General features: G+C 34.5%; 10 protein-coding genes. 6 read left to right on the forward strand and 4 right to left on the reverse strand.

Features of this window, described 5'->3' with window-relative positions; translation table 11 throughout:
- The first annotated feature begins 386 nt into the window (after positions 1 to 386).
- The gene (locus ABY905_RS07695) at positions 387 to 2,996 is read left to right on the forward strand and encodes a putative LPS assembly protein LptD (RefSeq protein ID WP_372642223.1); all 2,610 of its coding nucleotides are present in this window, start codon (positions 387 to 389) and stop codon (positions 2,994 to 2,996) included.
- A gap of 35 nt (positions 2,997 to 3,031) precedes the next feature.
- Here the strand turns inward: ABY905_RS07695 and ABY905_RS07700 are convergent, their stop codons facing one another.
- The 4 genes from ABY905_RS07700 to ABY905_RS07715 are packed head-to-tail and all read right to left on the reverse strand — an operon-like array spanning position 3,032 to position 6,023.
- The gene (locus tag ABY905_RS07700) at positions 3,032 to 3,598 is read right to left on the reverse strand and encodes an aminodeoxychorismate/anthranilate synthase component II (RefSeq protein ID WP_372642225.1); all 567 of its coding nucleotides are present in this window, start codon (positions 3,596 to 3,598) and stop codon (positions 3,032 to 3,034) included.
- 31 nt (positions 3,599 to 3,629) lie between these two features.
- Entirely contained in the window at positions 3,630 to 3,947 is a 318-nt protein-coding gene (locus ABY905_RS07705) for a PQ-loop domain-containing transporter (RefSeq protein WP_372642227.1), read from the reverse strand.
- 56 nt (positions 3,948 to 4,003) lie between these two features.
- Positions 4,004 to 5,566, reverse strand: a complete 1,563-nt coding sequence (locus ABY905_RS07710; RefSeq protein WP_372642229.1) for a SpoIIE family protein phosphatase — start codon at positions 5,564 to 5,566, stop codon at positions 4,004 to 4,006.
- 1 nt (position 5,567) lies between these two features.
- Positions 5,568 to 6,023: an Hpt domain-containing protein gene (locus ABY905_RS07715; RefSeq protein ID WP_372642231.1), complete on the reverse strand. Its 456-nt coding sequence runs from the start codon at positions 6,021 to 6,023 to the stop codon at positions 5,568 to 5,570.
- A 353-nt stretch (positions 6,024 to 6,376) separates the two neighbouring features.
- On the opposite strand from ABY905_RS07715, the gene ABY905_RS07720 reads away from it, so the two are divergent.
- From ABY905_RS07720 to ABY905_RS07740, 5 genes are all read left to right on the forward strand, one after another.
- On the forward strand, positions 6,377 to 8,083 hold the full coding sequence (locus ABY905_RS07720) for a hypothetical protein (protein WP_372642233.1): 1,707 nt from the start codon (positions 6,377 to 6,379) through the stop codon (positions 8,081 to 8,083).
- Between the two features lie 290 nt (positions 8,084 to 8,373).
- Positions 8,374 to 9,477, forward strand: coding sequence for a glycine cleavage system aminomethyltransferase GcvT (gcvT, locus tag ABY905_RS07725; protein ID WP_372642235.1), 1,104 nt, complete (start codon positions 8,374 to 8,376; stop codon positions 9,475 to 9,477).
- Between the two features lie 313 nt (positions 9,478 to 9,790).
- Positions 9,791 to 10,867, forward strand: a complete 1,077-nt coding sequence (gene serC / locus ABY905_RS07730; protein ID WP_372642237.1) for a 3-phosphoserine/phosphohydroxythreonine transaminase — start codon at positions 9,791 to 9,793, stop codon at positions 10,865 to 10,867.
- A gap of 150 nt (positions 10,868 to 11,017) precedes the next feature.
- The gene (locus ABY905_RS07735; RefSeq protein ID WP_372642239.1) at positions 11,018 to 11,941 is read left to right on the forward strand and encodes a 3-phosphoglycerate dehydrogenase; all 924 of its coding nucleotides are present in this window, start codon (positions 11,018 to 11,020) and stop codon (positions 11,939 to 11,941) included.
- Positions 11,942 to 12,012: 71 nt separating this feature from the next.
- Entirely contained in the window at positions 12,013 to 13,263 is a 1,251-nt protein-coding gene (locus tag ABY905_RS07740; RefSeq protein ID WP_372642241.1) for a DUF1015 domain-containing protein, read from the forward strand.
- Positions 13,264 to 13,525 lie beyond the last annotated feature (262 nt).

Below are 13,525 nucleotides of genomic sequence, written 5' to 3' on the forward strand. Positions count from 1 at the left end.
CCATGACCTGCATCAATAACGATGGTGTTAATTTTATATTCTGAGTTTTGTCCGGAACAGAAAAAACTTATAGAATATAGGATAAAAAACATTGAAAAAAATAATACTCTATTCATTATATATTGTGAAATTTTATTCGAAAAAAAAAACAGAAAAGAAATCTTCATAAAAGAACTTAAAAAATGATTCTGAACTGTGTTCTGATGAGGGAATATAGTAGTTTTATTTGTAATTTTGGCGACCTGAGACTTTTCTGTTTGTGCTTGATGATAATCATTGTTTAAAACAAAAGAGTCTTACGGGCTTAAACCTTAGTGTACTACATCTGATTTTTAAGTTTATTAGTCGATCTCATTCTTGTACAAAAATAACGATAAAAATTGCAATTGAAATTACAACAAACGCTTTTTATACTTTTCATTCTTAGCTTAATTCCGTTAAATATATTTGCGGATATTAATCTAATGGGTAATGAGAGTCCTGTATGTGAGGATTTTGCTAATTCTCCTTTGGAAGTTAACGTGTATGCTGAATTCTTACAGCAGGTTGATTCTTTAAATTTAAAATCCGGAAAAAAACGGATTGTTGAGAACGATTCAATAGCAGCTGATTCAACAGCAAAGAAACCTTTTCTTCAGACGGCCATAGAATACAATGCTGACGATAGCGTTACTTTTTCGCTAAGCGGACATAAAGTGTTTTTGACTAATAATGCTTTTGTGAAATATGGAGCAACTGAACTACGTGCCTATTATATTGAACTTGATATTGAAAAGAAAGAAGCCTTTGCATATGGTATAAAAGATAGTACTGATAAATTTATTCATACACCTGAATTTAAGGATGGAGCTGAGGAGTTTAAGTGTAAAGAATTGAAATATAATTTTGAAACTGGTAAAGGTTTGGTCAATGAGGTTATTACCGAGCAAGAAAGTGGTTATGTCCATAGTGAGATTACAAAAAGAATGGATGAGAACACCTTCTTCTTGAAAAATGGTAAGTATACAACATGTGATCACCCCCATCCTCACTTTTATGTGCGAATGACAAAGGCTAAAATGATTAAGGATGATAAAATCGTTTCAGGCCCCTTGCATATTGTTTTAGAAGATGTACCCTTGCCAATTGGCTTACCTTTTGGTTTTTTCCCTTTTAGTAGTAAATATTCATCGGGAGTCCTACTACCGAGTTATGGTGAAGAGGCGCGTAGAGGATTTAACCTTAGAGGTGGTGGATATTACTGGGCAATTAACGATTATGTGGATTTAACTGTTAGAGGGGATGTCTTTTCTAATGGTTCATGGGGTACATATCTGCAATCTAAGTATAAAAAGCGTTATAGATATAGTGGTAATTTGGCAACAGAATATCACAAGAATAAGTATGGTGATAAAGGTTTAGATGACTATTCTGAAGTGACTGACTTTGCTGTTCGATGGACGCATACTCAGGATGCTAAGGCAAACCCTTATCGAACATTCTCTGCATCGGTAAACTTTTCCACTTCAGAGAACGATAGAAATAACTCAACAAGTATCGATAAGATTGTAAATAACCAAAAGCAATCTAGTATTTCGTATAGTAAAAAGTGGCCAGGAAGTCCTTTTAGTTTAAACGGATCTTTACGTCACTCTCAGAATAGTAGGGATACAACGATTGCGTTAACCTTACCAAGTCTATCCTTAAATATGACACAAATATATCCTTTTAGAACAAAGGGTAAGAGTTCTAACTTAAAGTGGTATGATAAAGTAGGGGTAAGCTATTCATCGAAAATGGAAAATAGGGTGAATATCAAAGAAAATAAATTGATGTCCTCTTCTCTTACAAAAGATTGGAAAAACGGTTACCAGCACTCTATTCCTGTTACAACGAATTTTAAGTTAGCTCGTGACTTAACCTTATCACCAACTCTTAATTATAAAGGTGTTTTATATTCTCGATCAATTAGGAGACATTGGGATGAGACACTAAATAAGACTGTCGATGATACTATTCAGGGAATACAATACGCTCATAATTATTCAACTTCAGCATCATTATCTTTAAGTCCAAAGATTTATGGGATGTATACTTTTAAGAAGACTTCGAAGATTGAGGCTATACGTCACGTGATGACTCCATCTATAAGTGTGAGTTATACACCAGAGATTGGTGTTGACAGAGATAAGTATTATAGAACTTATAAAAGAGATGGTAAAGATGTTGAGTATTCTATATTTGATGGAAGTTTGTATGGAACACCTACTGGAGCAAAAGAATCAGGAAGTATTAATTTGAGTTTGGATAATAATATTGAAGCGAAAATTAAAACAGCTAACGATACAACAGGAAATGAAGATTTCAAAAAGGTGAAACTTCTAGAGAGCCTTAAGTTTTCTACAAGTTATAACATGTTTGCTGATTCTTTAAACTGGTCGAATATTAGAATAAATGGTCGTACAAAGATTTTCAATAACAAGTTGGATCTGAGTTTTAACTCGACAGTTGATCCATATGCATTGAATGCCAATGATGTTAAGATTGATAAATTTGGACCACGTATAACGAATGCTTCTATTGATTTAGGATTCAGGTTATCATCTAGTGATTTTAAGGGTGAAGCTGAAGAGGGCGGTAAGGAAGGTGAGGAAACGAAAACGCCAGATGAAATGCGATTCGTTCAGTTTGATGTTCCCTGGTCGTTTTCATTAGATTATGGATGGACATACTCTAAGCCAACAAGAAAGAGTAATGTCAATCAGAATATTGGTCTTCGAGGTGATTTTAGTTTGACTCCTAAATGGAAAATTAACTTTTCTACAGGTTATGATTTTGCAAACAAGTCAATTACAGCTACTCAGTTTTCTTTAACCCGCGATTTGCATTGCTGGCAGATGACGTTCAATACGATTCCATTTGGAACTTATCAGTCTTATAACTTCAGAATTAATGTGAAATCTTCAGTGCTTCAGGATTTGAAATATGAGAAGAAGAAAGTTTGGCAAGATAACTAGTTTAATAGGGGGATTTTGTTTGAATAGATAAGCTTTTAAGATTCTATCCAGTTTCTAAGAATATCAAAACCTTGTTGGGTCATAATAGATTCAGGATGGAACTGAAGGCCACAAATATCGAGTTCTTTATGGCGGATTGCCATAATAAGATCGTCATGATCCGTAGCGGTAATTCTTAAGCAGTCTGGGAGTTTTGTTTTGTTTAAGGCCCATGAATGGTATCTGCCTGATTTGAATTCTCGAGGTGTATTTTGGAACAAGCATTCCGATTTGTCTATAACAATAGTTGTTTTAGGAACTCCATGTACAATATCTTTAATATTGAAGATTTCTCCTCCAAAATAAATGCCGATATATTGCATCCCTAAACACACACCTAAGATAGGTTTTATCGTTTTATATCGATCTAGAATTTTCCCCATTACTTTCACATCTTCTGGCAAGCCAGGACCTGGTGAAAAAATAATTTTGTCAGAATCCTTAATAGCCTCCCAATTTATTTCATTATTTCTCATGACAATGACTTGATCAGAGAATTGTTCTACAGCGTGTGCTAAATTGTAGGTGAATGAATCGAAATTATCTATGATGACTATTTTCACAATTGTATAATTAGGAAAGCTATTAATGCTTTTATTTTATAATTCTACGCTTAAGATTTACTAGAGCAGTTGGTTTGCTGTTGTAGCTATATTTAGCATAGATCAGATAAAATAATAAGATCAAATTGAAAACGTAGTTAAAATACAGAGGAATATGATAGATCTGATTGGTAATATCATCAATAATAATATACCACAATGTGAATACTTCACCTGAAAACCAAAGCCAAATAAAGAGCTCGTTTAGATCGTCTACCTTTCTTGTTTTGAAGGTATGTATTGCCTGAGGCAGTGCGCAGATAGCGAAAAGGATGCTTCCCATCCAGCCAATAATTTCGTTTGGAGTCATAATTTCTTATTTTTGACAAATGAACAAAATTAATAGCGAACTGAGAAGGTTAAAGCTTAATTTTTTTGGACAAGGAGAAGGGTTCTGTCATCATCAAACTTAGAAATATTTAATGAATGGATTAATTGATATTCAATATCAGAAAGTTGAATGCTTGCTTTTCCCATAACCTGATGTATGTTTTCAAGGAAGACTTTATCTCCAATCATATTACCTGTTCTGTCATTCACAGCTTCAATATATCCATCAGTATAAAGTAAAAGTTTATCTCCTTGGTCAAAATTTTGTATAAGGCTTAAATAATGGGCATCAGGAATTACGCCCAAGAGTGTTCCGACAATATTGAGTTGTGTTAATTTGTTTTCTTTTGCATTATAAAAGAGAGGTTGAAGTGCGCCGGCTGATGCAATACTGACTTTCGAAGTTTGTGAACAAACTGTTACGATACTTAGAGTTGTGAAAACCTCACTGAGTTTTAGATCTTTGAATATAGATTGGTTGATTATCTTTAGAAACTTACCAGGAGATTTAATGAAATCGAATTCTTCGCGACTTAAGAAAAAGTTGATTGTGCTTCGTATATAGGCAATGTAAGCTGGTACAAAAAACCAGGCATCCCACTTTTTGCCCATTACATCACCAACTACAATAATCTTCTTTTGACTGTCAACACTGAATGTTTCATAGAAATCGCCACCAGCAAGTTTGTTATACGCTTGGTGTATAACCTGAATGTTGAAGTCTGAGATATTCTCGTTGTATTGATTCTCAAAGCGTATTGGTGATTGCTTAGCTGCCGTGTTAAGGGCATTGAAATATTTGTTTTTAAGATTTAATTCTTGTTGAATTGATGAGTTGATTTGGTGAATAATCAACCTTTCATCCAATTGTTTGTATAAAAATGAATCGATATGATTCGTTAGTAGATAATCGAATTTTTCTGTGTCCTTGGAATCTGAAATTAAAATGTCAATAGGAATTAATCCTTCGATAGTTTTGCTAATCTTATCTAAAATTGAAATTGCCCAAATCGCATTGTCGTCAATAATAATACGCCAAACTTGTTCCTCTTTTAAGTAGGTAAATAAATCCTGATCAGATTGAACGTGCTTGACAGGCGTTTTGATATACTGCTGAGGGATTTTGAATTTGTTCTTTTTAGGTGTACAATACACAATATTGCCTTTATCAAAATTGAGCTTGTTTTTTATGGATGAATCAGTAATCTCTTTTCTGATTTGTGTTTTTTTAATATGGGCTTTTATTTTTGATATGAAAACCTCTTGTTTGAAAGGCTTTGTAATAAAATCATCAGCTCCATCATTTAAATTTTGAATCCAAGTCTCTTCTTCATCATTATCTGAAAGAAAGATAAATGGCGTGAGTCTGTATTCTGGAGTTTTGCGAATTAGCCTGACAAGATCATTTCCACTCATTAGGGGTAAGTAAAGATCAGAAATGATAAGATCAAAATGGTGGTTTTTGGCTTTTTCTATAGCTTCCAGACCATTTTTTGCAAGTGTTGATTTATACCCAATACCAGTAAGTGTAAATTCAATATACTTAAGTGTTGCGTTGTTACTATCAACTACTAATATGTGAGGCGGGTTTTTTGTCATATTAGAGCTCTAATATAGCTTTTCTCAATTCGGTTATTGCTATTGGGCTTTGGTTAAGGAATTTACTCACAAGTTTAGGTATGTAAATTAAATCAATATCATTAACTTTTTCATTGCGAACGTTGTTCCAAATTCTTAAGTCATCATCATTAAGTTTATGCCTGTTTTCAATCTTCTGTTGAAGTTCAACTTTTTGATTTCCTTTAGAATAATGTTCAATTTGTTCTAAGCAATCTCCTAATTCATCCATTCCCATGATTCTTAAAGACGATTTAGCTTTGTGAGCAATAGCTCCAAGTTCAGTCCATTGCCTGTTTTCAAAGTAGCTTGAAATACCCTCAGTAAATTCAGGGTTTTGCTCAATAAAGATTTCAACCATTTCAACCATGATGTCTTTATTATTTCCAGACATCTCTTTTAAGTATGATAAATCAATGATTTTAGTGTTTGAGTTCATTTTTTCCTATGAATTGATTAATGGAACTAAGCCCTTTAGTTTAATGAGTCCTTTGTTTTTAAGTTACCTTGTGAGTTGTTGTTTAAAATATAATTATGAACAAACTAATTTAGACTATAAATGCACCAAATTAATTCAAGCTTCACTCATTATACAATGTTAATGAATTATTTTTAAATAGGCTATTATAATTTCTTATTGTAAGTCATAGTGGCACCTTAAGAAGCCAATCTGTTAAAGATGTTTACTTTATCTCAATGTTTTTATGCATATTAAAAAATGAAGGATTGCTCTTCTTTTATTCTTTAAATTTCTTAATTTAGATGATGTTTATTTAACTAAAGATGTAATTTATGCAATTATTACGAATACTGTTAGTCTTCTTCTTTGTTTCTGCAGGAAGTGCCTATTCTCAGCGTTTTATGCGAGTTGACCCTGTTGAGTTTGCTGGGAGTAATATTGAAGGGAAGCAGTTGTTGAAAAATATACGTAAGGCTAAAAAACTTTTTGATAGGGGAGAATCGTCATTTACGGAATGTCTGGATCTTCTTTTAGAATGTAACAAATTCAATAGTGATAATGCAGAATTGAATTACAATATCGGTCAGTCTTATTTGAGGTATGGCAAAAAAGGATTAGCGAAAGTATATTTTGAACAAGTTAAAGCTTTGAAACCAAATATAAATGCTGAACTGTATTTGTTTCTAGGACAAGCATGTCAATATGCCAATGATTTTTCAAATGCTATTTTAAACTATAAAACATATGTTGAAATTCTTCAGCATGAAGGTGAGAAGCGTAATAAGGAAAAATTATCTGCTGTTTTTAGATATATAGATGAATGCAAAAATGGACAACTTTTGTCTTTGCAATCCGCGGATTTTGATGTCGAAAAGTTGCCATCGCCAATAAATTCTGATGCCAATGATTTACTTGCAATAAAAGATGGATCAAAACTGTTCTTTAATTCGGATAGAATAATTGTTGGTGATAAGAAACCTCTTAAAGAGAAATTATCTTTAAGAGGTTTTAGTGTTGCTCTGATTAATGGGGAATGGGCAAGTTTTAGTGTTCTAAATGATGAGAAGAAGTCTAGAGATTTACCAATAATGGTTGCTAAAGTAGATGGTAATCAGTATTTGTTCTACGACAAGAACACGGGGTTCGGAGATTTAATCTTTATGCAAAAAGATGATAAGTTCTGGACTAAAGAAATGGATGTGTTTTTTGTGAATGAAAGAAAATCGAATGAGTCATCTGCATCTTTTACTTCAGATGGAAATACCGTTGTATTTGTAAGTGATAGAGATGAAAAACAAGGGGATATTTTTCATTGTCAAAAGGATGATGATGGTGAATGGAGTAAGCCTATGAAGTTTGGAGATCAAATTAATTCGAAATTTGATGAAAGAGATGTTTTTCTATCGGATAATGGAAAGGTGATGTATTTTAGTTCTAAAGGAAGAAATTCAATTGGAGGCTACGATATTTTCAAATCTGAGAAAGATGAAGATGGAAGTTGGACTGAAGCTCAGAATATGGGGATTCCAATTAATTCAGCATATGATGACTGCCATTTCTTTCCTTACGAAGGAGATTCATTTTTATTCGATTCTAATAGAGGTGAAAATGGTAAATTCGATATTTACACCAAGAAACTTATTGTAGATACTGTAATAAAGGATGAACTTGTTGAGCCAATTAAAAAGATTGAAGCAGTTATACCTGTTGAAAAAGTCGAGATTCTTCCTACTGTGATTCCTGTTCCAACTCCAGTCGTAGAGAAAGTTTCAACTATCCTGACGACTTATAAAATTCAAATAGCGGCTTCAAAGATAGAAATGAAAGATGCCGAATTGAAAAAACTATACAGAGGTAAAGAATCTGTAGCTAGCTCATATGATGGTGAATGGTACAGATACTCAATCGGGAATTATGACAGTATGGAGGATGCTATCTATTTTAAAGATCGATTGGGTTTGGAAAAAGCTTTTATTGTTAGTTTTGAGAATGAAAAAAGAAAAAAAATAATAACGAATTATAGTTTATCTAGCAAGTAGATTAAATTCATGATTATAGAATTTCCGGTTGATCTTTAAAAAATGTGCTTTATAATACAATGTATATTTTGAAGTTTAATCGGTATTTTTTTGCCTAGAATTTGTATTCTTTTACATTTGCAAAACAAAATGAGTTGGAATACAATAAATATAATTTCGGAAATTAAATCTTAGTTGATATCTTCTGAAATTGAAGGAGTTAAATAAACAACACTTAAAATAAGATCTTATTCTGTTTTTTCTATTTGCAAGAGAAACACCTTAGATCTTAAAATTCAAACAACAAACAGATGAAAAGAACTGCATTCACTAGTTTTCATGAAGAATTAGGCGCTAAAATGGCAGAATTTGCTGGTTATAATATGCCTATTGAGTTTACTGGTATTAAGGATGAGCACATGTGTGTTCGTGAAAAGCTAGGTGTATTTGATGTATCTCACATGGGTGAGTTTTGGGTGAAAGGTCCTAAGGCTTTTAGCTTTGTTCAGAAATTGACCACTAATGATGTGGCAGCTTTAACTGATGGAAAAATCCAGTACACATGTTTTCCTAACGGAAAAGGTGGTATTGTTGATGATTTGTTAGTGTATTGTATCGATGCTGAAACTTATTTATTGGTTGTTAATGCTGCCAATATCGATAAGGATTGGGCTTGGTGTTGTAAGAATGCTGAAGAGATGGGCTTGGAAGTAGGTACTGAACTTTATAATGCTTCTGACGAAATTTGTCAGTTGGCTGTTCAAGGTCCTTTGGCTCTTAAAGCCATGCAAAAGCTTATCGATGTTCCTGTTGAAGATATGGAATACTATACTTTCAAGAAAGTAAATATGGCAGGAATCGAGAATGTTATTTTCTCAACAACTGGTTATACTGGTTCAGGTGGATGCGAAATTTATGTAGCTAACGAAGATGGCGAGAAATTGATGAATGCTGTTATGGAAGCCGGTAAAGAATTCGGTATTCAGTCAATCGGTTTAGCTGCTCGCGATACACTTCGTCTTGAAGTTGGATTCTGTTTATACGGTAATGATATTGATGATGATCATACGCCAATTGAAGCTGGTTTGGGTTGGATTACCAAATTTGTAGAAGGAAATGATTTTATCGATAGAGAATTTTTCGAGCAGCAAAAAGCTGACAAGCCTAAGCGTCGTTTGAAAGGTTTTGAAATGATCGATCGTGGTATTCCTCGTCATGGTTACAAAATCGAAGATGCCGAAGGTAACGAAATTGGAGAAGTAACTTCAGGTACTAGTGCACCAGCTCTTGGTAAATCAATTGGAATGGGCTATGTGAAAGAAGGATTTTACAAAGTGGATACTGAAATTTACATCCGCGTAAGAAAGAAGGCTCTTAAAGCAAAAATTGTAAAAATCCCTTTTTACAAAAACTAAGCATATTTTATTACAGATTGGGATAATGTAACTCAATTTTTATCTGTAACCTTATTACAAAAGCAGGCTTGTGACGTATCGCAAGCCTGCTTTTTATATGTTGGCTTGGGCGTAACAATTGAAAACGATTTCGTATATCGGTCTGTTTTCTGTTTAACTGTTAGATAGTCAATTGTATATAGAGAAAAAGGTGGCGGTTTGTTTTTTTGTTGAAAAACATATAAAAAATGAATTTTGACGAGCAAATTCTTCATTTTTATTTGCAAATTTGCCCTTGAATATGCAAAAGTTCACTTTTTAAAAAATATTGAAAATGAAAGTACATAATTTTTCTGCAGGACCCTCAATCCTTCCTGACGTAACAGTAGAAAATACTGCTGCCGCTATTAAGAATTTTGCTGGAACAACACTTTCTTTAATGGAAGTATCTCACCGTAGCAAAGAATTTGTTGCCGTAATGGATGAAGCAATCGCTTTGTTTAAAGAATTATTGGATATCCCAGCAGGATACTCAGTGATTTTTGTAGGTGGTGGAGCATCGACTCAGTTCTGCATGATTCCTTACAACCTGATGGCTAAGAAATCTGCTTACCTAAACACTGGTGCTTGGGCAAACAAGGCTATGAAAGAAGCTAAGTTGTTTGGTGAAGTTGTAGAGGTTGCTTCTTCTAAAGAAACAGTTTACAACTACATTCCAAAAGGATACGAAATTCCTGCTGATGCAGATTATTTCCATATCACAACCAACAATACCATTTATGGTACTGAGATCAAGCACGACATGGACGTGAATATTCCTCTTGTTGCTGATATGTCATCTGATATTTTCTCTCGCCCTGTTGATGTATCTAAGTATGCATTAATTTATGGTGGAGCTCAAAAGAACCTAGCGCCAGCTGGTGTTACTTTTGTAATCGTTAAAGACGAATTACTAGGTAAAATGGATCGTCAGATTCCTACAATGTTAGATTATAGAACTCATATTAAAGGTGAGTCTATGTTTAACACTCCTCCAGTAGTTCCTGTTTTTGCTGCTTTACAAACTTTGAGATGGATCAAGGAAATGGGTGGTGTTTCTGCAATGCAGAAAATGAACGAAGATAAAGCTGCGGTTCTTTACAGTGAGATTGACCGTAACCCTATGTTCAAAGGTACTGTTATCAACGAAGAAGACCGTTCATTAATGAACATCTGTTTCGTAATGACTGACGAGTACAAAGAACTAGAAAAAGAATTTTACGAATTTGCTACTGCTAAAGGAATGTCTGGTATTAAAGGACACCGTTCAGTTGGTGGTTTCCGTGCGTCTACTTACAATGCATTGCCTAAGGCAAGTGTACAAGCATTGGTTGATTGCATGAAAGAATTCGCAACAAAGCATGTAAAGTAATTACCTGATTATATGGATTTGAGTAAGCTAACTTGCTCAAATCCTTATTTTGAGTCATTAAAGCATGAGGAACGACTAAAGGGATCCGAAAGGATAACTTCGATTTGGCTGGCAATGACATTTTATTTTTGAACGTTTTAAAATAATAAAATGACTAAAGTTTTAATTGCAACCGATAAACCTTTTGCTCCTGCTGCTGTAAACGCAATTCGCGAAGTAGTTGAAGGTGCAGGATATGAACTAGCTTTGCTAGAGTCATACACAGATAAGGCTGAATTAATAGCAGCTGTTGCCGATGTTGATGGAATGATTATTCGTTCTGACAAAGCTACCCGCGAGGTACTTGAAGCAGCTAAAAACCTAAAAGTAATTGTACGTGCAGGTGCAGGATACGATAATATCGATCTTGAAGCTTGTACTGAAAGAGGTATTGTGGCCATGAATACACCTGGTCAAAACTCGAATGCTGTAGCTGAGCTAGCATTAGGAATGATGGTTTTCCTTGCTCGTAAAGGTTATAGCGGTAAAGCTGGTGTTGAATTAAGAGGTAAGAATATCGGTATTCATGCTTATGGTAACGTAGGAAAACACGTTGCTAATATTGCTAAAGGTTTCGGAATGACAGTTTATGCATTCGATCCTTTTGTTTCAAAAGAAGCTATCGAAGCTGATGGAGTTAAGGCAGTAGACACAGTAGAAGAGCTATATAGCACTTGTCACTATGTTTCGTTGCATATTCCTGCCAACGACAAAACCAAAAAATCAATTAATTACGATTTGTTGAACAAGATGCCTGAGGGTGGTATCCTTGTGAACACAGCTCGTAAAGAAGTAATTGACGAAGAAGGTATGTTGAAACTTATGGAAGATCGTAAAGATTTTGCTTACATCTCTGACATCGCACCTGACTGTAAAGACGAATTTGCTGCTAAATATGAAGGTCGCTTTTTCTTTACTCCTAAAAAAATGGGAGCACAAACTGCTGAAGCAAACATTAACGCTGGTATCGCCGGTGCTAATCAGATTGTGAACCTTATTGAAAAAGGAGACGAAACATTTAGAGTGAATAAGTAATCGATTAAATTCGATTATAACGTTCCTTAATTTACAGAAAACAAAATACTAAAAATACAAAATACCAAGTCATGGCAATTGTAAAACCATTTAGAGGCTTACGCCCAACAAAAGATATCGCTAAGGATTTAGCTTGTTTACCTTATGATGTAATGAACTCGGAAGAGGCTGCTCAAATGGCAGAAGGTAAAGAATGTTCTTTACTTCACATCACTCGTGCTGAGATCGACTGTCCTGCTGGAACAGACGTTCACTCTGCTGAGGTTTACGAAAAATCAGTTTCTAACCTTAATCTATGGCAAGAAAAAGGTTGGTTAAAGCAGGATTCAGAAGCTAAATTCTATATCTATGCTCAAACAATGGACGGACGTACTCAGTACGGTATCGTTGCAAATGCTGCTTGCGAAGACTATAAAACTGGTGTGATCAAAAAGCACGAGCTTACTCGTCCGGATAAAGAGGAGGATCGTATGATTTTGACTCGTTACACTGAGGCTAACCTTGAGCCAGTATTCTTTTCATACAAAGCTGTTCCAGAGATTGACGCAATCGTTGCTAACATCGTAAAGAACGAAGAAGCTGAGTACGATTTTGTTGCTGAAGACGGATTCGGTCACCATTTCTGGCCTGTAAACGACGCAGCTACTAATAAAGAGTTGGAAGAGTTGTTTGCAACTAAAGTTCCTTCTACTTACGTAGCTGATGGTCACCATAGAACAGCTGCTGCTGCTCGTATTGGTGATGAGTTTGCTGCTAAGAATCCAAATCACACTGGTGACGAGGAGTACAACTACTTTATGGCTGTTCACTTCCCAGATAATCAATTAGCTATTATCGATTACAATCGTGTCGTTAAGGATCTTAACGGAATGACTGAAGTTGAATTCCTGGCTAAACTGGAAGAGACTTTCACTGTTGAGTGTATGGGTGAGGAAACTTACAAGCCAGCTAAACTTCATGAGTTCTCTATGTATTTAGATAACAAATGGTACAAGTTGAACGCTAAAGAAGGTACTTACGACGATAAGGATCCTATTGGTGTATTGGATGTAACTATCCTTTCAAACCATGTATTGGATAACCTATTGGGTGTTGAAGATCTTCGTACTACAACTCGTGTTGAGTTCGTAGGTGGTATTCGTGGATTGGGTGAGTTGAAGAGACGTGTTGATAGCGGTGATATGAAAGTAGCTTTCGCTTTATACGCAGTTTCTATGCAACAATTGATTGATATTGCCGATACAGGTAACATCATGCCTCCTAAGACAACTTGGTTTGAGCCTAAACTACGTTCAGGATTATTGATTCACAAATTGGACTAATTCCAATTTTATCATATTTTTTAGAAGGGAATGCCGTTTGGTATTCCCTTTTTTTATGGATTAAGTGTGTTGACTCAATCAAAATAGATTATTTTAGAGCTTAAACCAATAAAGTTTAAAAATGTCAGAATTTATAAATAATAATGAAGCTCGAATAAACTCTCTTTACGATTTTTGCTACCGATTAACCATAGGAGAGAAGGGGAGTGATCTGATTAAGGAACATCAAAGGGCGATTGATGATTTAACAGCCAATGATATC

Source organism: Ancylomarina sp. (genome assembly GCF_041555295.1).
Taxonomy (GTDB): Bacteria; Bacteroidota; Bacteroidia; order Bacteroidales; family Marinifilaceae; genus Ancylomarina.